The organism is Actinomyces wuliandei (assembly GCF_004010955.1).
Taxonomy (GTDB): domain Bacteria; phylum Actinomycetota; class Actinomycetes; order Actinomycetales; family Actinomycetaceae; genus Actinomyces; species Actinomyces wuliandei.
In genome coordinates this window covers 2,112,131-2,134,267 of the sequence record NZ_CP025227.1, presented here as the reverse complement: position 1 = coordinate 2,134,267, position 22,137 = coordinate 2,112,131, and the positions used below count along the sequence as shown (strand labels likewise).

17 protein-coding genes and 3 pseudogenes are annotated in these 22,137 nt (G+C 71.7%); 7 read left to right on the top strand and 13 right to left on the bottom strand.

The features are described 5' to 3' along the window. Positions 1 to 662: 662 nt before the first annotated feature. From CWS50_RS08815 to CWS50_RS13535, 3 genes and pseudogenes are all read left to right on the top strand, one after another. Positions 663 to 1,157 (top strand): MogA/MoaB family molybdenum cofactor biosynthesis protein, encoded by a 495-nt coding sequence (locus CWS50_RS08815; protein ID WP_243118548.1) that lies wholly within the window; start codon positions 663 to 665, stop codon positions 1,155 to 1,157. Positions 1,158 to 1,829: 672 nt separating this feature from the next. Next, positions 1,830 to 2,279: pseudogene (locus CWS50_RS13540) on the top strand (MFS transporter); the annotation flags it as partial. Between the two features lie 7 nt (positions 2,280 to 2,286). Beyond that, positions 2,287 to 3,012, top strand: a complete 726-nt coding sequence (locus tag CWS50_RS13535) for an MFS transporter (RefSeq protein ID WP_243118261.1) — start codon at positions 2,287 to 2,289, stop codon at positions 3,010 to 3,012. Here the strand turns inward: CWS50_RS13535 and mobA are convergent. The 3 genes and pseudogenes from mobA to CWS50_RS08795 form a co-directional block, all read right to left on the bottom strand. Beyond that, the gene (mobA, locus tag CWS50_RS08805) at positions 2,917 to 3,930 is read right to left on the bottom strand and encodes a molybdenum cofactor guanylyltransferase (RefSeq protein ID WP_127842493.1); all 1,014 of its coding nucleotides are present in this window, start codon (positions 3,928 to 3,930) and stop codon (positions 2,917 to 2,919) included. The two genes, CWS50_RS13535 and mobA, sit on opposite strands and share 96 nt — an antisense overlap. An 88-nt stretch (positions 3,931 to 4,018) precedes the next feature. Next, a pseudogene (gene moaC, locus CWS50_RS08800) lies at positions 4,019 to 4,543 on the bottom strand (cyclic pyranopterin monophosphate synthase MoaC); the annotation flags it as partial. 144 nt (positions 4,544 to 4,687) lie between these two features. Next, positions 4,688 to 6,235, bottom strand: a pseudogene (locus CWS50_RS08795) (molybdopterin molybdotransferase MoeA); the annotation flags it as partial. 349 nt (positions 6,236 to 6,584) lie between these two features. Here CWS50_RS08795 and CWS50_RS08790 point away from each other — a divergent pair. Continuing rightward, positions 6,585 to 7,055 carry a molybdenum cofactor biosynthesis protein MoaE gene (locus tag CWS50_RS08790; RefSeq protein ID WP_180342424.1) on the top strand — a complete coding sequence of 157 codons (471 nt, stop codon included), beginning with the start codon at positions 6,585 to 6,587 and terminating at the stop codon, positions 7,053 to 7,055. Positions 7,056 to 7,179: 124 nt separating this feature from the next. Here CWS50_RS08790 and CWS50_RS08785 read toward each other — a convergent pair whose 3' ends face one another. The 9 genes from CWS50_RS08785 to CWS50_RS08740 form a co-directional block, all read right to left on the bottom strand. Continuing rightward, positions 7,180 to 8,001: a carboxymuconolactone decarboxylase family protein gene (locus CWS50_RS08785; protein ID WP_127842492.1), complete on the bottom strand. Its 822-nt coding sequence runs from the start codon at positions 7,999 to 8,001 to the stop codon at positions 7,180 to 7,182. 259 nt (positions 8,002 to 8,260) lie between these two features. After that, positions 8,261 to 8,539, bottom strand: coding sequence for a MoaD/ThiS family protein (locus tag CWS50_RS08780; protein ID WP_127842491.1), 279 nt, complete (start codon positions 8,537 to 8,539; stop codon positions 8,261 to 8,263). A 114-nt stretch (positions 8,540 to 8,653) separates the two neighbouring features. Then, positions 8,654 to 9,820, bottom strand: coding sequence for a GTP 3',8-cyclase MoaA (gene moaA, locus CWS50_RS08775; protein ID WP_127842490.1), 1,167 nt, complete (start codon positions 9,818 to 9,820; stop codon positions 8,654 to 8,656). 4 nt (positions 9,821 to 9,824) lie between these two features. After that, positions 9,825 to 10,127, bottom strand: a complete 303-nt coding sequence (locus CWS50_RS08770; RefSeq protein ID WP_127842489.1) for a DUF2249 domain-containing protein — start codon at positions 10,125 to 10,127, stop codon at positions 9,825 to 9,827. A 615-nt stretch (positions 10,128 to 10,742) separates the two neighbouring features. After that, positions 10,743 to 11,477 (bottom strand): helix-turn-helix transcriptional regulator, encoded by a 735-nt coding sequence (locus CWS50_RS08760; protein WP_127842487.1) that lies wholly within the window; start codon positions 11,475 to 11,477, stop codon positions 10,743 to 10,745. A gap of 509 nt (positions 11,478 to 11,986) precedes the next feature. Beyond that, entirely contained in the window at positions 11,987 to 13,081 is a 1,095-nt protein-coding gene (gene rsgA / locus CWS50_RS08755; RefSeq protein ID WP_127842486.1) for a ribosome small subunit-dependent GTPase A, read from the bottom strand. Continuing rightward, the gene (gene aroA / locus CWS50_RS08750) at positions 13,081 to 14,646 is read right to left on the bottom strand and encodes a 3-phosphoshikimate 1-carboxyvinyltransferase (protein WP_127842485.1); all 1,566 of its coding nucleotides are present in this window, start codon (positions 14,644 to 14,646) and stop codon (positions 13,081 to 13,083) included. The genes rsgA and aroA overlap by 1 nt, the downstream gene beginning before the upstream one ends. A gap of 4 nt (positions 14,647 to 14,650) precedes the next feature. Beyond that, positions 14,651 to 16,822 carry an NADP-dependent isocitrate dehydrogenase gene (locus CWS50_RS08745; protein ID WP_127843367.1) on the bottom strand — a complete coding sequence of 724 codons (2,172 nt, stop codon included), beginning with the start codon at positions 16,820 to 16,822 and terminating at the stop codon, positions 14,651 to 14,653. 257 nt (positions 16,823 to 17,079) lie between these two features. After that, positions 17,080 to 17,586, bottom strand: a complete 507-nt coding sequence (locus tag CWS50_RS08740) for a DoxX family membrane protein (protein ID WP_127842484.1) — start codon at positions 17,584 to 17,586, stop codon at positions 17,080 to 17,082. A gap of 1,926 nt (positions 17,587 to 19,512) precedes the next feature. Here CWS50_RS08740 and CWS50_RS08735 point away from each other — a divergent pair. The 3 genes from CWS50_RS08735 to CWS50_RS14085 are packed head-to-tail and all read left to right on the top strand — an operon-like array spanning position 19,513 to position 20,836. Continuing rightward, positions 19,513 to 20,202, top strand: a complete 690-nt coding sequence (locus CWS50_RS08735) for a sigma-70 family RNA polymerase sigma factor (RefSeq protein WP_127842483.1) — start codon at positions 19,513 to 19,515, stop codon at positions 20,200 to 20,202. Then, positions 20,202 to 20,723 (top strand): mycothiol system anti-sigma-R factor, encoded by a 522-nt coding sequence (gene rsrA / locus CWS50_RS08730; protein WP_127842482.1) that lies wholly within the window; start codon positions 20,202 to 20,204, stop codon positions 20,721 to 20,723. The genes CWS50_RS08735 and rsrA overlap by 1 nt, the downstream gene beginning before the upstream one ends. Positions 20,724 to 20,761: 38 nt before the next feature. Beyond that, entirely contained in the window at positions 20,762 to 20,836 is a 75-nt protein-coding gene (locus CWS50_RS14085; protein ID WP_396027229.1) for a 50S ribosomal protein bL37, read from the top strand. A 329-nt stretch (positions 20,837 to 21,165) separates the two neighbouring features. Here the strand turns inward: CWS50_RS14085 and CWS50_RS08720 are convergent, their stop codons facing one another. Further along, the gene (locus CWS50_RS08720) at positions 21,166 to 22,137 is read right to left on the bottom strand and encodes a carbohydrate ABC transporter permease (RefSeq protein ID WP_218973374.1); all 972 of its coding nucleotides are present in this window, start codon (positions 22,135 to 22,137) and stop codon (positions 21,166 to 21,168) included.

The window sequence follows — 22,137 nt, the reverse complement described above, 5'->3', positions numbered from 1 at the left end:
CTGGGGTTGGGGTTGACGGAGCAGGTCGTCCTGCGGGTGCAGGCCCTCCAACGACCACCTGTGGCTGCTGGGGTGTCGACCTGCTGCTGGGGGCGTGGGGCCGACGGCGTTGACGTGCGATGTGTGGCACAAGTCTGCCCAGGCTGGTGTGCTCGCACCATAGGGATGACTTTTCTCTGCTATGTCAGGGAGGAATTAGGGTCCCAGGGGCGGGGCCGCTCTTTTATTGCGTCACCATGACGTCCCGCAAATCCGGTGGGAGAGGGTCAGCGGTAGGGCCGTGGTGGGCCGAGAACGGACGGCCGGGCGGCGGTATGGCTGGTGTGGCAGCGGTGCCGGGGCGGCAGTGGCGGCGATTGTGCAGGCGGTCGTGCTGGGGGTGGTCGCGGGGCAGTCCCGCCGGGGTGGGTGCGGGGTGGTCGAGCCGGGTGGCTGTGGCTACCGTGGGTGCCATGAGTGATCCCGGCGCCGACCGCGTGTCTGACCATGTGTCTGACCAGGTATCCAACCAGGCACCCGGGCAGGTTCCCGGGCACGCACCCACGGCCTCCGGACGTGTCCCCGCCTCACCGCCGGTGGCAGCGTCGGATGTCGCTGCGTTGGATTCGGTGTCGGCTCCTGCGTCGCCTTCTGGGTCTTCTGGGTCGCCGAGGGCGCGCAGCCTGTCGAAGCCGGTGAAGGGCGCCGTGGTCACGGTGTCGGACCGCTGCGTGAGCGGGGAGCGGCAGGATGTCTCAGGCCCGCTGGCGGCCGAGCTCCTGGGCCAGCACGGCGTGGTGGTGGATGAGGTCGTCGTGGTGCCTGATGGCGTGGACAGTGTCCGCGAGGCGGTCACCAGTGCGCTTGCCGCAGGCGCGCGCGTGGTGCTGACCACCGGGGGCACCGGGGTCATGCCGCGCGACCTCACCCCGGAGGCCACCGCGCCGCTGCTGGCCACCCGCCTGGAGGGGGTCGAGGCGCAGGTGCGCGCCCACGGGCTGGCCAGCACCCCGTTGGCGGGCCTGTCGCGCGGCCTGGTGGGGGTGACCTCCCGCGAGGCCGACGGTGCCCTGGTGGTCAATGCCCCGGGGTCGCGTGGTGGGGTCAGGGACACCGTCGCCGTCATCGGCCCCCTGGTGCCCCACGTCCTGGACCAGCTCGGCGGCGGGGACCACTGAGAGCACCGGGTGCGCCGGGCGCGCTGGGGTTCCCGTAAGGTTCGCGGCCTGCCGTGGGCACCAAGTAGGCTGCAGGTTGCACATCTTCGGGCGCGTGGTGTGGTCGCGCTGGCCGGGGCCGACCTGTCCGCCGGGGCCGGGGTGGTCCCGGGACCCGCGTGCTTCTGCGGGTTGCGCTGGGCTCAGTGCGCGAGGTGCGGGGGACTGCCCTCCCAGGTACCCTGCGCGGCGCAGGGTCCATGATGTGCGGCAGCCTTCCTGGTGCACATCATGGAGCTGGTGCTAGCGGGTGACCCAGGTGGCGGACGTCCCGTCTCCCGCAGGATCACGGGGAGCCCGGCGCCTCGCCGCCCCGGGGGTGCTACCGGCAGCCGGTCGAAGATGTGCAGCAGCAAAGGATTGACCAGCCATCACGAAGGTGCTAGCGTCCCTGGCGGAGACAGCAGTCTGATGCGCGGCCACTGAATGGGCATGCGCTCCTGCTAGCCAGTGTGACTGCCCGCTCTCCGCGTCGGGTTCCCCCGCCCAACCGCTCCCTGAGCTCTGGAGCCGGTTGCGGCTACTGAAAGCATGACCGTCATCTCCACTAGTCGCAGATGACACGACGCAGCCCTGGAGCCTGCTGAGCCCCGACGCTCGGGCTGCGCACAGACCGATACGGAGTCCCTTCTCATGAAGAGTCACAACTCTGCCCTGGAACCACAGGGCACCTCTGCCACCACTGCGCTCGCCGTCGGGTCGGTAGCCCTGTTCACGGACATGCTCGTGGTAGGCCTTGCTGTCCCGGTGCTCCCGCTGCTGCCCTCGGTGCTGGACGCCGACCCGGCAGCCACAGGAGTCCTGTTCGCCTCCTACGCCGTGGCGATGGTCATGGCGACCTTTGCCGCCGGACGCGCCGTGGACCGCTACGGCCCCAGGAGCCCGCTGCTGGTCGGCCTTGTCGGGCTGGCGGCTGCCACCCTGCTCTTCGCCGTGGGCGGCTCCTACTGGCTCCTCCTCGTCGCGCGGTTCTGCCAGGGGATCGCGGGAGGAATGTCCTGGGTCGCCTCGCTGTCCCTGATCGTGGCCACAACTCCCATGGACAGGCGCGGCCAGGCCATGGGGACCGCGCTGTCGACAATCACCCTCGGTGTCCTCATCGGCCCGGTCCTGGCCGGGTTCATGGTGGAGCACCTCAGTACCGCCTCCCCCTTACCTGCTCGCGGCCTGTGTGGCCGGCCTGGACGGGGTACTGCGCGTCGTCCTGGTCAAGGACTCCCCACGCGTGACCGACGACGCCGCAGGCCCACTCGCCGTCCTGAGAGTCCCCGGCTCTGTGCCGGTCACGGTCGCCGTCCTCGTGGGGGCAGCGGTCCTGTCCAGTCTGGAACCGGTTCTCCCCGTCCATCTTGGCACCAGCGCCCTCAGTGTCGGTCTCCTGTTCGGCCTGGCCTCGCTGGCGGGGGTCATCGCGAACCCGGTGGTCGGTTCCTGTGTCGGCACGGTGTCCGCCCGGCTGCTGACTGCTCTGGGCCTGACCGCCGTGGTTGCCGCGCTTGTCGTCATCGGTGCCGCGACCGAGCTGTGGCTCACCGGCGTGGGGATGGTTTTTCTGGGGCTGTCCTCCGCGCTCCTCCTCGTCCCTGCCACGGCGCTGGTCGTTGACCAGGGCTACGCCGCGAGACCGCCGACGCTTGGCGATTCCTTCGCCCTGTACAACCTCGCCTACGCTGGCGGGATGGCTGTCGGGCCGCTGCTGACCGGCCTCGGAGTGCAGCAGCTAGGGTTTACGACGGCCCTCGTGGTTGCCGCGGTCGTGCTTGCGGTCCTGGGCGGAGCCTTCCTGTCCAGGCTGCCCTCGGGCGTCACGCGGTGACGTCTGCGGGACCTCCTGCTCCCAGGCGCGCACGTCCTCCCAGGTGTCCAGGTCGTGGGCGGCCTGGGGGTGCTGCCTCAACGGGACGGGCCGGACGTCCAGCCTGCCCAGGGTGCGGCGCACGGCCGTGTCCCGCAGCGCCGTCCCGCCCGGGGCGACGACCTGCTCCAGCGCGCTGGTGCGGTAGACTCCCAGGAGGTACTGGACGTGGCCGTCCTGGAGCGCGCACGCGCCCTCGGCGGGTGCCTGCGGCAGGTCGGGCTCGTCGGCGGTGCCGACAGCACCCGGACCAGCCGCCCCCGGGTCGGCCTCGGTAGCGACGGCGCTCCCACCAGCCGAGTCGTCGGTGCTGTCCGGGCCGCCAGGGCTGGTCGCGGTGTCCGTGCCAACGTGGAGGAGCTCGGGCAGCGCCTGCCAGCCCTGTGGCGCGTCGCAGGTGAGGACGGCGGTCAGCGGCGCTGGTCCGCCTGGCTGTCCGGTTGCGGGCAGGTCCGCGTACGTCGTTGGTGCCTGGTGCGTCTTGTCGGCCCGGGGTGGTCGTGCGCGGCTCAGCCTGGCCAGGCCTGCGGCGATGCCGGCCACCGGGCCACCCAGGGGAGGGTCCTCCAGGGCGCGCAGGACCCCCCGAGGCAGGGCCACCGTCTGCGGGGCGATGACGCACACGAGTCCCAGCGGCACGCCGTCGTGGTGCAGCTGGTCCAGGCCGCGCAGGACGTGGTCGATCAGGCGGGCGCCGCGTGCCACGACGTCGGGCTTGGAGGCTCCGCCCAGGCGCCGCCCCGCGCCCCCGGCCAGGACCACGACGTCGAGCGTGGGAGCGCTCCCGAGGTAGCCGACAGCCTCACCCCCGACCCGTGCGCCGGGAGCCTGCGGAGGGACCGCCCGGGGCTGGTGCCCGGCAGGCTCAGGGCCTGCCACAGTGCCTGTCCTGCCCGGCCTGCCTGTCCTGCCCGGCCTGGCTGCCGCCGGTGTCCTCTGCACCGCCGGTGTCCTCTGTGCTGGTGGGACGGCTCCAGTCCCCTGAGCGGCCCCCGGACTTGGCCACGACCCTGGCGTCGCGCAGCGCCACGTCGCGGTCCACGCCCTTGACCATGTCCACCACCGCCAGCCCGGCCACGGTGACGGCGGTCAGGGCCTCCATCTCCACCCCCGTGCGGTCGGCAGTGCGTACCGTGGCCTCCATGCGGACCCCCTCGTCGGTGACCTCTAGGTCCACCTGGCAGCCGTGGACCCCGATGACGTGGGCCAGGGGGAGCAGGTCGGGCACCTTCTTGGCGGCGGCGATCCCGGCCACGCGGGCCACGGCCAGCACGTCACCCTTGGGGACGCTGCCCGTTCGCAGCGCCCGGACCACCGGCGCCGAGCAGGTCACGAGGGCGGTGGCCCGGGCCTGCCGGACGCTGGGCTCCTTCCCGGTGACGTCAACCATGCGCGCCGCGCCTGCCTCGTCCAGATGGGTGAGGACGACCTGCCGACTGTCCCGGGGGCCCTGAGTGCCCTCAGGACTGGGACTGCCGGTGCGGGGCGTCAGGCTGCCGCCCTGGGGCACTGCTCCGGGGGGCGTGGGGCCAGGTGGCACGCTGCCGGCCTGGTCCCGGGGCAGGTCTGCGCGGGCAGGGGCGGGAGGAGCCGACAGGGGCAGGAGCTCCAGCTCGTCACCCACCGTGACCTCGGTAACCTCGGTGGTGTCGGTTCCTACCACGGCCAGTGCCTGGGCGGCGGGCAGTGAGGCGACCAGGTGGGAGCCCGACCCCAGCCTGTGGGTGGGCGCGACCCAGGCCGCCCCGGTCGTTCCGGCGACCTGCCGCGCGTGCACCAGGCCAGCCTGGTCCGGTCGGTGCACCCGGTCAGAGGTGGTCTCCTGCGGCGGTGAGGACACTGCTGCCGGAGGTGGGGCCACCAGCTGTACCGGGACGTACTGGCGCCGACCCCGCGGTGTCGTCCAGCCGGTGGCTGCCCGCGCCCGTCCCGGCAAGACTGTGACACGGGCGGCACCAGCCTGCGTGCCCGGGTGGTCGGCGGGGGCCGCTCTGTGGCCCGCCGGGCAGGAGGCGTCGCTGTCACCTGGTGGCGGGCCGCCCCACTCTGCGGGTCGGCCGCTGTCGTAGCCCCCCAGCCGGGCCAGGACCGGGACCACCAGCGTGGTGAAGGAGACCAGGACGCTGACCGGGTTGCCCGGCAGGCACACCAGCGGCACCTCCCGGCCGTCCTCGGCGCGCACCCACCCGTGCCCCTGCGGCTTGCCAGGCTGCATCGCCACCGCGCTGCGGTGCAGGCGCACCGGGGCCGGGGCCGCCGGAACCGGGTCAGCCTCCGGGCGGCTCGGGGGAGGGCCACCTGGGGTCGGCCCTGCGGGGGCCAACCCGCCCACGTCGGGGCCGCTGCGGCCTGCCCCCGTCGTGTCCGGCGCACTGTCCAGGGCGCTCAGAGGGTCGAAGGCCCCGGCGGAGACGCCGCCAGAGGTGACCACCAGGTCCGCGTGACGCGCGACCCGACGCAGGTGGCCGACCAGCTCCTCGGCGTCGTCGCCGCTACGGGTGGTGCTGACGCACTGGGCGCCGTGCTCGGCCACCAGGCCCGCCAGCAGCAGCCCGTTGGAGTCGGGCACCGCGCCCGGAGCCAGTTCCTGGCCGGCGTCGCACAGCTCGGCACCGGTGGAGACCACGGCGACACGCACCTGCGGGACCACCCTGACGGTGCCCAGGCCCACCGAGGCCAGGGCGGCCACCCCGGCCGCCGACAGGACGGTGCCCGCTGCCAGCACCGGGGCACCGGTGGTGACGTCCTCCCCAGCCTGGCGCACGTTGGCACCTGCGGTCGCGGCTGAGCGGATCTCCACCGCCCCGGGGAGGGGGAGGGGACCAGGGGCCTGATCGGTGTCCTCCACCCTGACCACCGCGTCCGCGCCGTCAGGCAGAACGGCACCGGTCATGACCCGCAGGGCGGTCCCGGGCTCCAGGGGCGTGGCAGCCGTACCCGCCGGGACGTCGCCCGCGACCGGCAGCCGCACGGGGGAGCCTGGTGAGGCGCCGACGGTGTCACCGGCGCGCACCGCGTAGCCGTCCATGGCGGAGCTCGTCCACGGCGGCACCGGGAGCCGGGCCGCGACGTCGCAGGCCAGGACACGCCCGTGAGCCTGGTGCAGCGGTACCTCTACAGGCTCCAGGGGGTTGAGCCCCCCCAGCACCTGCGCCAGGTACTCCTCGGGGGCGAGCATCGGCATGCGGGGCTCCTTCCGTGAGGGCTCGCGCGGCGGCGCCGCGCGGGTGCGGGTTGGACGCGGCGTCATTGTCCCCCCGGTACGGCTGTCACGGTCCTCGGCACGGCTGTCACGCTGGCTCCTCCAGCCTTTCCAGGGCCTCCCGACGCTCCCCCCGCCCCGCAGGACACCCTCCCGGCCCGTAGCACCCGCTACTGTGGCGGTGGTTCCGGGCGGTTCGAGGCTGGTCGGCCATCGGGGGCGTGATGTCCTGCCCCTGCCTGCCTCATGGTCCGGGCGCGGTGGCCGCAGGTAGCCTTGGGGACGCTGCCAGGTAGGTGAGGACGGGACGCGATGGAGGCGCTTGATGACCATGAGCGAGCAGAGCCCTGGGTCGTGTGCCGCCGTACCCGCAGGGAGCCGGGCGCGCGTGGTGCGGGCCGAGGTCACCACAGTCCCGGTCAGCGTCACCGACCTGGCAGGCCTGGTGGAGGACTCCGCCGCCGGAGCCCTCGTCACCTTCAGTGGCGTGGTACGTGACCACGACGGCGGGCGCGAGGTTATAGGTATCCACTACGCCTGCCACCCCACGGCCAGGGACGTCGCCGCCCGGATCGCCACCGAGGTGGGGGTGTGCCACGGCGTGCGCGCCCTAGGGGTTGTCCACCGTGTCGGGGACCTGGTGGTGGGCGACACCGCGCTCGCCGTAGCAGTCAGCGCCGACCACCGCGAACCCGCCTTCGCAGCCCTCAGTGAGCTGGTCGAGGAGGTCAAGAGGAGCCTCCCGGTGTGGAAATACCAGCGCTTCACCGACGGGACCGCCCAGTGGACCAACCTGGGCTGAGGAAGCCGGACGGTGCTGTCATTGCTGCCACTTCCAGGAGCGCGCCTGCTGGTGCTGAGGCCTGGGCTGGCCGCAGTGGCGCCTCGCTGGCTGCGTCCCGTGCTACCAGTGCTGCGCGTACTGCTTACCCGTGACTACCTGGGCTGCTCGCGGCTTGCTGAGGGGTCTCCTGCTCGGCCAGCAGTGCCCGAAGCTGGGTAAGGGCGTTGAGAGCCGCAGGGAACCCGGCGTAGACGGCCATCTGGATGATGATCTCGGTGAGCTCCTCTGTGGTTCCACCGACGTTGAGGTAGCCCTGCATGTGAATACGCAGCTGCGGTACGCACGTGCCCAGGGCGGTGCAGGCGGCGACGGTGACAAGCTCGCGCAGTCGCAGGGACAGCCCCGGCCTGGCATAGACGTCACCAAAGGAGTACTCGACGATAAAGCGCCCAAGGTCGGGGGCGATGTCGGACAGGGAGCTGATGACTGCGGTGCCACCCGTGCCGTCAATCTTCTCCAGGAGCGTTGAGCCCGTCTCAAAGCGGGACAGGGCGTCAGTCTGGTGGCGTGCGGGCGTGGGGACGACACCTTGCTCCGCGAAGACGTCCCGCGCCGCCGACACCGCGTTGAGGGCGGCCGGAAACCCGGCGTAGACGGTGAGCTGTATCAAGGACTCGATAATGTGCTCCGGGGCGCAGCCGACGTTGAGCGCACCCTTGGTGTGGAACCGGAGCTGGCTGGGGGCGTTGCCCAGGGCTGCCAGGGCGGCGACGGTGGCAAGCTGGCGTTCCGGCCGGGGGAGGCCGGGGCGGTCGAGCACGTCGGCGTAGCAGAACTCGACGACCAGCCGCTCAAGGTCCGGGCAGAAGGCGGCGAGGTCGTCCAGGACGGAGCCCCCGGGGTCGTTCTCGATCTCCGAGAGGACGCTCCTGCCGCGCTCGTACCTGCTTCTCTCCTGGTCCACGCGTCCACACTACTACTACGCCGTTGCACATCTTCACGGTGCAACCAGTTGCACGGTGGAGGCGATTGCGCGTAACTGCGCGTAACGATGGGCTTGATGCTGCAGCCAGCACCTTGAAGATGTGCAGCAACCTTCTTGCTGCACATCTTGGGCCTCCTGGGCAGTCCTGCTACCGGCATCCAGGAGCACAGTTTCGCCGTTCTCCGCCAGTCGCGACTGCCTGGCGCCGATGAAGATGTGCAGCCGTGACGAGTGTGGCTCACCCGCCCGCGAAGGGAGGCAGGACGTCAACGGCGTCCCCGTCCACCAGGGGCGTGAGCGCGTCCGAGGGGGTGGACAGGGAGTTGACCAGGTAGCTGGACACCGAGACCACCTGGGCCATGGCCAGGCTCCTGCCGGCCAGCGCCTCGCGCAGTCCGGCCAGGGTCGTTCCAGCGGGGACCTCCAGGCGCTCCTCCGCGCACCCGGCCGCGTCGGCGGCTGCCGCGAAGTAGCGTAGCGTCAGGGTGATAGCAGGATCAGAAAGCGGGGTGCTCATCAGGGCTCCGTGGGGTGAGACGTCGTGGGTCGTGACATCGTAGCCGCGGACCGGGAACAGTACTCAGTGCCCTGGACTCCGCCACCGGGCGGGGGAGGGCCTGCCCAGGGCCGTCTACCCGCCAATGGCCGACATGGTCCTCAGCGGGCGGGCAAAGCCTCCCCTGTCGCTGGTCCCTGCCCTGGTCGTGCCGGGTGCGCTGGCGGTGTCCTCCGCTACCGGGCGCGGCGTGTCCGACCCGTGAGCCCTCGGCTTGAGCCACATGGCGCCTGCCCAGATGCGGATCAGCTCGTCGTCGTCGGCGCCGGCGCGCAGCGGGCCGCGCAGGTCGGTCTCCTGGGAGGAGAACAGGCACGGCATGACCCGGCCGTCAGCCGTGACCCGGGTGCGGTCGCAGTCCTGGCAGAAGGGCGCGGTGACGGAGGCGATGATCCCCACGTCCCCCGCCGGGTGGTCCCCCCCTGCGGCCACGTGCCACAGGGCGGCCGGGCGGCCCTCCGGGCGCCCCTGCTCGGTCAGCTCAAATCCTGCCGTGCGCAGGGTCTCCAGGACCTCCTCCGCGCTGACGACGCCGTTTGCCCGCCAGGAGTCCTGCGGCCCCAGCGGCATGTGCTCGATGAACCGCAGCTGCCACCCTCGGCGCAGGCACTCGCGCAGCAGCAGGGGCGCCTGCTCCTCCAGGGTGCCCGGCAGCGCCACCGCGTTGACCTTGAGCGGGGACAGCCCAGCGGCCTGCGCCGCCTCAGCTCCGGCCAGGGCGTCGTCCAGCCGGTCCCGGCGGGTCAGCTCAGCGTAGCCCCGGGGGTCGAGGGTGTCGATGGAGATGGTGACCCGGTCCAGGCCAGCCTGTCTCAGGGCGGCGGCTCGCCTGCGCAGGCCCAGCCCATTGGTGGTCAGGGCGATGTCGGGTCGGCTCCCCGACCCGGTCCGCAGCCCGGACAGGGCCTTCACGATGGCCTCCAGGTCGCGGCGCACCAGGGGCTCGCCCCCGGTCAGACGGATCCGCTCCACCCCCAGGCGCTCCACGGCGAGCCGCGCTAGGCGGGCGATCTCCTCCGTGGTCAGCAGGAGCGGGCCGGGGATCCACTCCAGGCCCTCGGCGGGCATGCAGTAGGTGCACCGCAGGTTGCAGCGGTCGGTGACTGACAGCCGCAGGTCGCGCACTGTGCGTCCGTAGCGGTCGGTCAGGCGCTCTGGCACACCGTCGGGCAGGAGGGGGCGTGGACGCACGACGGGCGCGGGTAGTGCGACCCGGCGCGCCACCACCCGGTGGTGCGTCATCCCGTCAGGCTGTGCGCAGGATCTCGACGCGGGCGTAGCCCTCGCTCTGCTCCAGCACCGTGTACTGGAAGGTGACAGGCAGCTCGTCGAGCTGGTTGAGCAGAGGGGTGGGCGTGTGCGGGGCGAGGAGGTCGAAGCCCTCGCCCACCTGCAGGGAGGAGGCGGCGCCGATGACGGCGGGGTGGCGCAGCCGGTGCGGGATCGGGCGGACGTCCAGCGCCAGGCGCTCAGCATGCTCCGCGCACCCGCAGGAGCTGCCTGAGGAGGCGGCCTCAGTAACGGGGATGAGGTTGGGAGGCTGGCTCATGGTGTTCTCTCCTTGCTGCGTGCGTGCCACCTCGCGCGGCGATACGCACCAGCCTACTCCCGCTCCGGGGGCGGAGGTGCCCGTGCCCAGGTGCGTGGAGGTGCGTGCCTGGATTGGGGGTGACGGTGCCCCACCAAGGTGCCTGTGCCCAGGTGCGCGCGAGGGTGCGCGGGGCACTGGTCGTCATGACGACGACGGGGACTCCGTGCCCAGGCGCGCCGCAACGCTGTCGTGTGGCCTGGCTGGTTACCGCTGCCCTTTCCACGCCGGGATCACCCCACCCGACGACGCCATGCGCCCCATCGTCCCCGGGGAGTCCCTGGTCTACACCTTCACCGCGCAGCACTCGGGCATCACCCGGCCCAGGGAGGGTGCGTGGAGTGTGTTCCTGCCGAGCCGGGCAGCTACGTGATGGTCACCCACTCCTTCACCGACACGGAGAAGGGGGCCAGGGGCGTGCTTCACGTCACCGCGTAGCGGGTGGCGGAGGTGTCGGCAGACGAGACGGGGGAGGGCAGGCACTTGGGTGCCTGCCCTCCCCCGTGACCGGTCCTCGGGCCGATGTCGTCGTGCGTGGTTGGTGTCTGTGATGAGCTTGGTGCTCGGACTGAGGGCTCAGGCCTCAGCGTTCTTGGCCGCGAGCACGTTGGTGCGCAGGTGGCAGCCGTCCCCGGCGAAGGGGATGACGCGGATCCGCTCCGGCACGGTGTCAGGGTCCCTGTCGGAGGGCTGGTCGTCCAGGTCGGCCACGGCGCGAAGGAAGCCCTCGTGCATGGTGCACAGAAGGGAGTGAGGCGTGTGGCCCTGGGTCACCAGCGGGCAGGAGCGCAGCACGATGTCGTCGCCGTTGACCTCCGGGGCGAAGCCCATCATGGCCAGGTGCGGTAGGAGCGCGGTCATGCGCTCCTTGACGGTGTTGCCTGCCGCAGTGGCCGTCTCCAGGACCACGGGGGTGTGCTCGGCCCAGAGCCTGCCGATCTCCAGCGCCATGGCGCGGGCGTCCTCCCGGCTGTCGAGCGTCTGGGCGATGGAGTCCAGGAGGTGCACGTAGGACTCGACGACCTGACGCGGGTCCGGGGCGGTGGAGGAGTAGCGCAGGGCGGGCCGTCCCCGCTTGCCCGTGGGGCGTGTGGACACGGCGATGAAGCCGGCGGCAGCGAGCGCGTCGAGGTGCTCACGGACCGTGTTGTGGTGGAGGTTGAGGGCGTCCGCGATCTGGACCGCGGTCATGGGCTCGGCGGAGGCCTCGACGATCTCAAGAACACGCCGACGCGCGGCGGACAGGTCGGCGCGCGCGGACAGGTCGTTGAGTGCCGGGCGGGGCAGTGATGTCAGACTACTGTTGTGCATGGCAGGAGAATAACGCGCCTCTGGTTGTGGAAACGACCAAAGCGACTCAGTAGTTGAACCTTGCAATGGAGCTGTTATTCCTATGCAGGTATGTTGCGGGATATGGTTGACGCTCCCGTGAAGGCCGCTTTTCTCCGGTATTTCTGGGCAAGACGGGGTGGGGCCGCTCCTCTCGGGGGGTGGTGGCCCGTCGGCTCAGTGGCACTGAGGACCGTCTAACTGTGACGCAGAGTAGATAGTGATGTTCCGCACACAATGGCGTGGTATGGGACGGAAGGCCCGGTAGTGGGGTGTATGAGAACCCGGTCGACGACCCGGCGTCGACACGGTGGACGGCCCGGTGCCCGCCCATATCCGGACCTGGCCGGGCCCGAGTCCTCTCAGCTGCCGGAGGGACGCGGGTGCCGGAGGGTTGCTGCGGGCCTGGGCGAGACCGGGTGCCGGGCTGGTGCCCTGCAGGTGCCGGGACCTTGGCTGATCTGGGCTGACCCGGGCACCGGGAGGCGGTGCTAGGACCGCGTCGGGTCCTGCGCCTGGAGGGAGGGCACCAGCAGGCGACGGAAGGAGTCCACGCGAAAGCGGCGCCGTAGCGCTGACTGGGGTGCCTCGTCACAGGACTGGGGCACAGCGGGCGCGGCCCGGTCCTGTGACGCCCAGGTGTCCAGGGCGCAGTCGCGGGCACCCTCCAGGTGCGTGCAGCCGCGTGGGCACTGCTGCGCGGCCGCTGCCAGGTCGGGGAAGGCACGGAGCAGGTCGTCGGCCTCGACGTGGGAGACCCCGAAGGAGCGCACCCCCGGGGTGTCGATGACCCATCCGCCTCCCGGCAGCTCCAGGGCCTGCAGGCTCGTGGAGGTGTGGCGTCCCCGTCCGGTCACCGCGTTGACGTCTCCGGTGGCCCGGTCCGCACCGGGAACCAGGGCATTGACCAGGCTGGACTTGCCCACCCCCGAGTGCCCTGCCAGGACCGAGACCCGCCCGGTCAGGGCCTGGCGCACCGCGCCCACGCCCTCGTCCTGGCCGGGACCCAGGTGCGTGGTCAGTGCGGTGACCCCCAGCGGGTGGTAGGTGTCCAGCAGGGGGCGGGGGTCTGCCAGGTCCGTCTTGGTCAGGACCAGGAGCGGCTCCATGCCAGCCTCATAGGCAGCCACGAGGAAGCGGTCAATCATGCGAGGACGCGGCTGCGGGCGGGCAACAGAGGTGACGACCACCAGCAGGTCGGCGTTGGCCACGACGGGACGCTCGCTGCCTGCGGCCTCCCCGTCCTCGGCGCTGCGACGCAGGAGGGTGCGGCGCTCCTCCACCCGGACCATGCGGGCCAGGCTGCCCGCCCGCCCGGACACGTCGCCGACCACGGCCACGCGGTCACCGACCACCACCTTGCCCCGCCCCAGCTCGCGGGCCTTCATCGCCGTCACGTCCCCGCTGCCGTCCAGGCCCAGGCCGTGCTCCTCCAGGCGGATGCGGTAGTGCCCCCGGTCGATGCGGGTGACCATGCCCAGGCGGGCGTCGGTGTGTGCTGGGCGCTGCTTGGTGCGCGGGCGCGATCCCCTGCCCGGGCGCACGCGCACCCGAGGGTCGTCGGTACCGGTGTCCCTGCGTGCCATCAGCCGTGGGTGTCCCGGGCAGCCGTGACACCGGCACCACACGAACCACGGTGGCCGTCGCTGCGGCGGTCCTCCTGCTCCCCGCAGCCCCTGCGGTCTGCGTCGTCGAGCATGGTCTGCCACATCCCGGCAAAGCCCGGCAGGGTCTTGGAGGTGCACCCCACGTCATCGACCTCCACGCCCTCCACGGCCAGGCCCACGACAGCGGCGAAGGTCGCCATCCGGTGGTCGGCGTAGCTGCGTAGTCGGGCAGCGTGCAGGCGGGCTGGGCGGATGACCAGGCCGTCCGGCGTCTCCTGGGCGTCACCGCCCAGGCGGCGGATCTCGGTGGACAGGGCCGCCAGGCGGTCCGTCTCGTGGCCGCGCAGGTGGGCGATGCCTGTAAGCCTGCTGCCCTGCCCCTGGTGGGCGGCTACCGCAGCCAGCGCTGCGACTGTGGGGGCCAGCTCACCCACGTCGGAGAGGTCGGCGTCGATGCCGCGCACCTGCCCGTCCCCGTGCGCAGAGAGTACAGGGAGGGCCTGCCCGTCGACGAGGCTGGTGGTCAGGGTGACGCTGCCACCCATGCGCGGCAGCAGGGAGCGCCAGGCGTCCCCGGCCTGGGTGGTCGACGGTGGCCAGCCCGGTACCCGCACTGTGCCGCCCGCCACAAGGGCGGCGGCCAGGAACGGCCCCGCGTTGGACAGGTCCGGCTCGACGACGACCTCTCCGCCGACGGGCAGCCCGGGGAGGACCCGCCAGGTCGCCCCCGGGCCGGGTGTGCCCGGCTCCTCCACCACCACGCTGCGGTGCCGCAGTGCCTCCACCGTCATCCTCACGTGCGCCAGCGAGGGGACGCCCCCGATGGTGGTGACCTGCAGCCCGCCGGGCAGCAGGGGGGCCACGAGGAGCAGGGCGGAGAGGAGCTGGGAGGAGCCGGAGGCGTCCACCTCCACCCGGTGAGGCCTCCTGGGTCCCGGGGCGGACGCCCCCGCCCCGGGACCCAGGAGGCGATCGGCGTCCGGCTCTACGCGCACCGGAAGGAAACCCGGACGTCCCAGGTAGGTGACCGTGGCCCCCAGTGTGGCCAGGGCCTCCAGGAGGGGAGCCATCGGGCGCAGGCGCGCTGCCGGGTCCCCGTCGAGCACCACTGGGGCGTCGGCCAGCACTGCCAGGGCTGGGACGAACCGCATGACCGTGCCCGCCAGACCGCAGTCCACGCTGCCCCCGGGCACTACGTGGAGCGGTAGGGACGACGGTGTGACACGCAGACGGGAGCCAGCGCCCGGGGGAGCGCCTGCGCTGCCTGGGCGCCCCGCCGTGGCGGGGCCCTCAGGGGCCGCTGGCTCCCGGGGGGGCTCGGCCTGCTCGACACGCACGCCCAGGGTGCGCAGGGCAGCGATCATGAGGTCAGTGTCGCGCGAGCGCAGCACACCGGTGAGCACGGTGGGCTCGCGGGCCACCGCCGCGAGCACCAGTGCCCGCGCGGTCAGCGACTTTGAGCCGGGCAGGCCCACGGTCGCGTCCAGTGGCCCGGGGGCGGTGGGGGCAGGCCACCAGGGGTTGGCCTCCGCAGGCGTCTCCATCGGGTCAGAGCGCGTCGACAACAGCGTTGAGCGTCGCGCTAGGGCGCATGACCGCGTCGGCTGCCTGGGGGTCGGGGCGGTAGTAGCCGCCGATGTCGGCCGGTGAGCCCTGGACGGCCAGGAGCTCGGCCTGGATCGTCTCGATGCCGGCCTCCAGCCGGGCAGCCACGGGGGCGAAGGTCTCAGCCAGGGTGGTGTCGGCGGCCTGGGCGGCCAGCTCGCGCGCCCAGTACAGGGCTAGCCAGGCGTGGGAGCCCCGGTTGTCGATCCCTCCCAGGTGGCGCGACGGCGAGCGCTCCTCCTCCAGCAGGGTGGCCGTGGCCGCGTCCAGGGCGTCAGCCAGCACCACGGCCCGGGGGCTCCCGCCGACCTCGGCCACGTGCCGCAGGGCCTCCGCCAGGGCCAGGAACTCGCCCAGGGAGTCCCAGCGCAGGTAGTTCTCCTCCAGCAGCTGGCGCACGTGCTTGGGCGCCGAGCCTCCCGCGCCCGTCTCGTAGAGGCCGCCGCCGTTCATCAGCGGCACCACCGAGAGCATCTTGGCGCTGGTGCCCAGCTCCAGGATGGGGAACAGGTCGGTGAGGTAGTCGCGCAGCACGTTGCCGGTCACCGAGATGGTGTCCTCGCCGCGCCGGGCACGCTCCAGCGACAGGCGTGCGGCTGACACCGGGTCCAGGACCCGGAGGTCCAGGCCCTGGGTGTCCTCCTGGGCCAGGTAGCGCTCCACCAGGTCGGTCAGGATGGTGTCGTGGCTGCGGGTTGGGTCCAGCCAGAACACGGCGGGCGCGCCGGTGGCCCGGGCCCGGGCCACGGCCAGGCGCACCCAGTCGCGCACGGGGGCGTCCTGGGTGGTGCAGGCCCGCCAGATGTCGCCGGCCGCCACCTCGTGGGACAGCAGCACGGTCCCGGCGGGGGAGCCGGTGCCCTCCACGACCACCACCTCCACGGTGCCGGGCCGGTCGATAAGGAAGGTCTTGTCGTGGGAGCCGTACTCCTCGGCCTTGCGGGCCATGAGGCCGACGTTGGGCACCGAGCCCATGGTGGCTGGGTCCAGGGAGCCGTTGGCCTTGCAGTCCTCAATGACAGCGGCGTAGACACCGGCGTAGGAGGAGTCGGGGATGACGGCCAGGGTGTCGTCCGGCTGCCCGTCCGGCCCCCACAGGCGGCCCCCGTTCTTGATCATGGCGGGCATGGAGGCGTCGATGATGACGTCGCTGGGCACGTGCAGGTTGGTCACCCCGCGGTCGGAGTCCACCATGGAGACCCGTGGGCCGGCGGCAAGCTCGGCCTCGACGGCGGAGCGGATCTCCTCGCCCTGGGGCAGGGCCTCCAGCCCGGCCAGGACGGCTTCCAGGCCGTCCTCGGCACGTAGCCCTGCCGCCTCCAGGGCCTCCCCGTGGGTGGCGAAGACACCGGGGAGCGTCGCGCGCACGGCGTGACCGAAGATGAGCGGGTCGGAGACCTTCATCATGGTGGCCTTGAGGTGGAGGGACAGGAGCACGTCGTCGTCCTTGGCGGCGGCTACCTGCCGGGCCAGGAAGTCGTCCAGGGCGGTGGCGGACATGAAGGTGGCGTCCAGGACCTCCCCGGCAGTCACCGCCAGGGGCTCGCGCAGCACCACTGGCTGCCCGCCGTCGGCCGGGCGCAGGCGGACCGTCACGGTCCCCGCCTCAGGCACGACCACGCTGCGCTCGTTGTGGCGGAAGTCCCCGGAGTCCATGGTGGCCACGCGGGTGCGGGAGGAGGGGGACCAGGCCCCCATGGAGTGGGGGTGGGAGCGGGCGTAGGCCTTGACTGCGGCCGGCGCGCGGCGGTCGGAGTTGCCCTCGCGCAGGACGGGGTTGACGGCGCTGCCCTTGACGGCGTCGTAGGCGGCACGCGCCCGGTGCTGGGCCTGGGTGGCGGGGGAGTCCGGGTAGTCGGGGACGTCGTGGCCCTGGGCCTGGAGCTCGGCCACGGCGGCCCTAAGCTGGGGCAGGGAGGCAGAGATGTTGGGGAGCTTGATGATGGTGGCCTGTGGGGAGCGGGTCAGCGCGCCCAGGGCCGCCAGGTCGTCGGCAGCCAGGCCGAAGGCCGCCAGGATCCTCCCGGCCAGGGAGATGTCGGCCGTGTCCACCGTGATGCCGGCGCGGGCCAGGAAGCCGCGTACGACAGGCAGGAGGGAGCGGGTCGCCAGCATGGGCGCCTCGTCGGTCAGGGTGTAGACGATACGTGGCTTGTCGGATGTCTCAGGCACGGGTACTCCCTCAGGATTCGGGCGGGGGGCCTGCGGGCCCCTGTCTGGTCCAGGCAGGAGACTAGCCGGTCTGCGTTGCCGTCCTGGCTGCCTTGCGCTGCTGGCGGGCGCTGCGCATCCGCCAGGCCAGGGAGGGCCGCCCCTGGGCAACCTGGACCACGGGTACCTGCCGGTACCCGGGAGGAGACTAGCCGGTCGGGTCAGGCCGGGGCCACGCCGTAGCGCTCGCGTACCGCCAGGTGGGCCGCCTCAATGGCCTTGCGCTGCTGGCGGGAGTTGCGCACCCGCCAGGCGAGGGAGGGACGTCCCTGCCGGTCCACGGCTGCCAGCAGCAGGCCGCCGCCTACGGCCGCGCCACGCAGCAGGCCGGAGACGGAGCGCTTGCGGGACTCCTTGTCAGCAGCGGTCCAAACCGGGTAGTTCACCAGCGTCAGCGGGATGTTGAGAGCAGCCAGGACTGCCGCGCTGGTCCGCGGAGCCCTGCCTGTGGCCAGGCCCAGACCTGCCAGCACGCTCACCGCGCCTGAGACCCGGGTCAGCAGCCGGGCGTCGGAGGTGAGCAGCGGCGGGACCCCGGCCCGCTCCAGAGTGGGGGTGACTTTCTCAAGCTTCTCCATGTGCCGTCTGGGGCGGGCGACGGCGTCGATCCCGTCGGTGATGAAGGGGGCGGCGAGCGCTGGTCGGACGAGGACGCGTAGAAGGTTCATGACACCATCTTGACCCACCTGGCCGCTGTGGGCCAGGACTCAGGCGAGGTGCGGTGCTCCTGTAGTTGGGGTAGCTGGGACCTGCAGGGGCTGCCGTTTGCCCCAGGCACTCAATACACCGGGTAGCTGGGAGCTGCAGGGGCTGCCGGGCGGCGTGGGGGTGCGGCTCGTGGCTGTGCGGTGTGGGGCAGGGACCGTGGCCGGGGTGCGGGCGGCTTGGTGGCAGTGAGCGGAGCTGGGGGCGTGAGGTGCGCTGGGCGGCAGCGGGTCGGGTGTGATGCGGGTCAGGTGGGAGCAAGCCAGACGCGGTGCGGGTCGGGTGTGAGCGAGCCGGACGTGATGCGGAGAGCTCAGCGTGCTGCGGCGAGTCTGGTGCACGCTCCTGCGTACGCGTTCTTGCCCCGGAGCGCTGTTCTCTCCCAGGAGCGCCAGACCTGGCAGACAGCTCAGGTCGACCCCGACCCACGAAGGGCCCGTCACGCCTAGCCAGCCACACCCCGCACACACGCCTCGGGCCGGTGCGCCTGCCCTGGGTGGCCACCCACAATGGCACGCGCAGCACACCCTCCGCGGACCACACCAGGCTCGCCGGAGAACCCTTGCCGGAGACCGCTGGAGTCACGACAGCCCGCCCCACCCCTGGCCCGGGTTTTGCACGTCCGTCTGGTGGTGCGGTCTTGGGCTGCCAGGCGTCGGCTGCGGGCCTGGTGGCACGCTCACCTTCTTGGGCTCGAGGCGGAAACCGCGTGATTCCGCAGGTCCCGCCTTTGCCTGTGACCTGAGGTCTGGGCTCCCATGTGCGTTGAGCACCTCAACGCACATGGGAGCCGATCAGGCCCAACTGCCCTGACCCGCCCTGACCCGCAAAACGGCGCGGTCCCGCGGACGCGAATATATACAGAACAAGGTGAGCGTGCCATTCATGACTCTGGTGGCGTGGGCTCTTCCTGGGCGCTTACGCCTAGGCCTGGTGTGGTTGTTGGTGCAGGGCTTGGTGCGGGTGCTGCCCCGCGGCTCCCTGATCCCTGACGGCTCCCTATTCCTGGCGGGCGGTCCGGCCGAGGCGCATGGCTGTTGGCGCGCGAGCGTGAGGCATGTCTCTGTATTGCCTGATTCCAGGCGGGTAGAGCAGTGCGAGCCTGCCTCACGGGGTCTTCAGCAGCGGCCTGCCGCGCGCGGACGCCCAGACGGGCTGGTTATGGTCCGTGGAGGTCGCCCTTATCCAGGTCCGGCGCGAGCGGACGCCGAGACTGGTGCGAGCCAGCCTCGCGGGGTTTGCCGGATGTCCGGGCGGGTTTGCGAGACTTTGCAGGGGCTGCCACGGACTCGGCTCCCGCTGGGGCGCTCTAGCCCGGCGTGACCTGTGCCAGCCCACCTGGCACGGATCCCGCAGAGGCAGACTTACTCACACGAACTACCCCGCCCCGATCTGAGAATATGGCAAACAGCACACTTCCGGGTCTCCTCTTGTGGGCTGGCAGGCTGGGCGGCCCAGGCGGCAGGCCCGGCTGCTGGGTGGTGGGGCCCGCCTGCTGGGTGGTCGGCTTGTGGATGGTCTGGGCCGTGGCGGTGGGCGGGTTGCGGCCGCAAGGGATGGGCTGGCTGCTGGCAGGGTGTCAGCCTCCTCGGGTGAGCAGGCCCGGGCTGTCAGGAACGGGCTCCGCGCAGCCGGGAGAGCCTCGTCATTGCTGTGGCAGTCCCCGTGGGACCTCGCGGCCCGGCCCGGGTGGGGTTGTGGCCTGGCCTCGCTGTGCCCTTACAGCCTGAGGCGGGCCGGGAATGAAACCGGTTCCCTCCCCTGTTGCCCTGGTCGTGACGCTTCTCAGTACGCTGTCGGCCCCTGGGGGCCTCGCCCTGGGGCACAGGGAGCAAGACACCGGCGCTGTCTACGGCAGCGCACACGCAGGCGGGCTAGGCTCGTGGGTGATGACGGAAACCGATGACCCTGCAGACACCACCCTGGACGAGGGACTGGACGAGGGGAGGAGCACGGAGGCTGCGGCTGCGTTGCCACCTGGCCGTGCCCCCGCTGACGAGGACGACGAGGCCCGCGCCGCCCGCTTCGAGGCCGAGGCCCTGCCCTACCTGGACCAGCTCTACGGTGCGGCCCTGCGGATGACCCGTCACAGGGCTGACGCCGAGGACCTGGTCCAGGACACCTACGCCAAGGCCTTTGGCTCCTTCCACCAGTACCGGCCCGGCACCAACCTCAAGGCCTGGCTGTACCGGATCCTCACCAACACCTTCATCAACTCCTACCGCAAGAAGCAGCGCGAGCCGCTCCAGTCCGACGCCGACGCCGTGGAGGACTGGCAGCTGCACCGGGCTGCCTCCCACGACTCGGTGGGACTGCCCAGTGCCGAGAACCTGGCTCTGGAGGAGCTGCCTGACGAGGAGATCAAGGCCGCCCTGGGCAAGCTCAGCGAGGAGCGCCGTCTGGCTGTCTACCTGGCTGACGTGGAGGGCTTCGCCTACAAGGAGATAGCCGAGATCATGGACACACCGATCGGGACCGTCATGTCCCGTCTGTACCGAGGCCGGCGCCAGCTGCGTGGGCTGCTGGCCGACCACGCCCGCTCCCTGGGCTACACCACCGCAGCCGGGGAGGAGGAGTGATGAGGCCTGACAGGTCTGATGACGGCAGGCCCGACGACGCAGCACCCGTACGGGGCGCTGGCGGGACGCCGGAGCCGCCCGACTGCTCCTGCAGCGAGGCGCGCGCCCACCTTGAGGCCTTCTTGGACCAGGAGTGCTCCCAGGACCTGACCCAGCGGCTCGCCCAGCACGTGGCCGCCTGCGCCCACTGCTCCCGCCTGGCGGACGCGGAGACCCACCTGCGCGCCATCCTGCGCTCGCGCTGTGCCGAGCAGGCGCCCCCCGAGCTGCGTGCCCGGGTCCTGGGTCGGCTGTCCCTGATCCGGACGGCCAGCGCCACCAGCGTCATCGGCGTTACTAGCGGTACCAGCACTGTCGGTGGCTCGGTGACCAGCTCGGTCAGCATCACCAGTGTCAGCACGTCCTCCCGAGTCGACGGGGTCGCCGCCCGTACCGTGGAGACCCGCTCCGTGGGGGCAGGGTTGGCAGGCCGGTCGGTGGTGTGGGAGAATCACCGCCGTTCCGGACCCCTCATGGGGTAGTTCTCCGAGTCTCAGCAGCAAGCGTGAGGAGGCAGGTCATGAGCAAGCGCGGTCGTAAGCGTCGTGCACGGGCCAAGAGCGGCGCCAACCACGGCAAGCGTCCCAACACCTGAGGCGCATCGCGCTGCGCCTGCGCGCGGCGCGGAGGCACTAGGGAGCCGACCAGCCACCGTAGTGGCTGGTCGGCTCCCTAGTTGTCGGGGTTGTCGGGGTTGTCGGGGTTGTCGGGGTTGTCGGGGTTGTCGGGGTTGTCGGGGTTGTCGGGGTTGTCGGGGTTGTCGGGGTTGTCGGGGTTATGGACCCGGTGGTTGTCTGCGGTTACCGGGGAGGGCGGGGTGTCGGGGTTGTCGGGGTTATGGACCCGGTGGTTGTCTGCGGTTACCGGGGAGGGCGGGGTGTCGGCCTGCTTGTGGGCTCTTCGCAGGCTCTGCCTTCTTGTCGGCTACTCCTTGACAGCCCCCTCTGTCAGGCCTCCCCTCCAGAAGCGCTGGAGCACCAGCATGAGAACGGCCAGGGGGATGACGCTGAGCAGCGCCCCGCCGACCGTGAGCTGGTAGAACTCGGGCAGCCGGCTGGTCTGGGACAACCACGTGTTCAGCCCCAGGGTCACGGGGTAGAGGCGCTCGTCAGCCAGCATGATCAGCGGCAGGAAGTAGTTGTTCCAGATCGCGACGAACTGGAAGAGGAAGACGGTCACCAGGGCTGGTGCCATCTGCCGCAGCGCGATGCGGTGGAAGATCGCCAGCTCGCCGGCCCCGTCTATCCGCCCGGCCTCGACAAGGGAGGTGGACACTGCGGCATCAGCGTAGATCCGGCACAGGAACAGGCCGAAGGGGGAGACGGCGGCTGGTATGAGGACAGCCAGGTAGGTGTTGGTGACCCCGATCCGGGAGAACACGAGGAACAGGGGCAGGGCCGTGGCTGTTCCCGGGACCAGGACCCCGCCCATGACCATCCCGAACATGAGGTTCCTGCCCCGGAACCTGTAGGTGGACAGGGCGTAGCCTGCTGCGGCGGCGATGTAGGTGGCCAGCAGCGCCCCGGCCCCGGAGTAGAGCAGCGAGTTGAGGAACCAGCGGGGGAATATCGAGTCGTTGGACGTCAGGACCAGTCGGATGTTCTCCCACAGGGCGAAGGTGTCACCGAACCAGAAGCCGTTGGTGGCGAACAGGTCGTCGCTGGTCTTCGTGGCGTTGACCACCACCCACAGCACCGGGATGAGGAAGTAGAGGGAGACCACCAGCAGGACGCTGGTGACGAAGAAGGTGGTGGAGCCACGGGTGCCCGCCTGGCGGCTGCCAGAGCCCCTGCTGCGCGGGCGGCTGGTCGCTGCGCGCCCGTGTGGGGCGGGCCTGCTGGTGTCCCGGCTGTCCGGCCCGTCTGGGGTGCTGCCTGGGGCACTTTCTGGAGACAC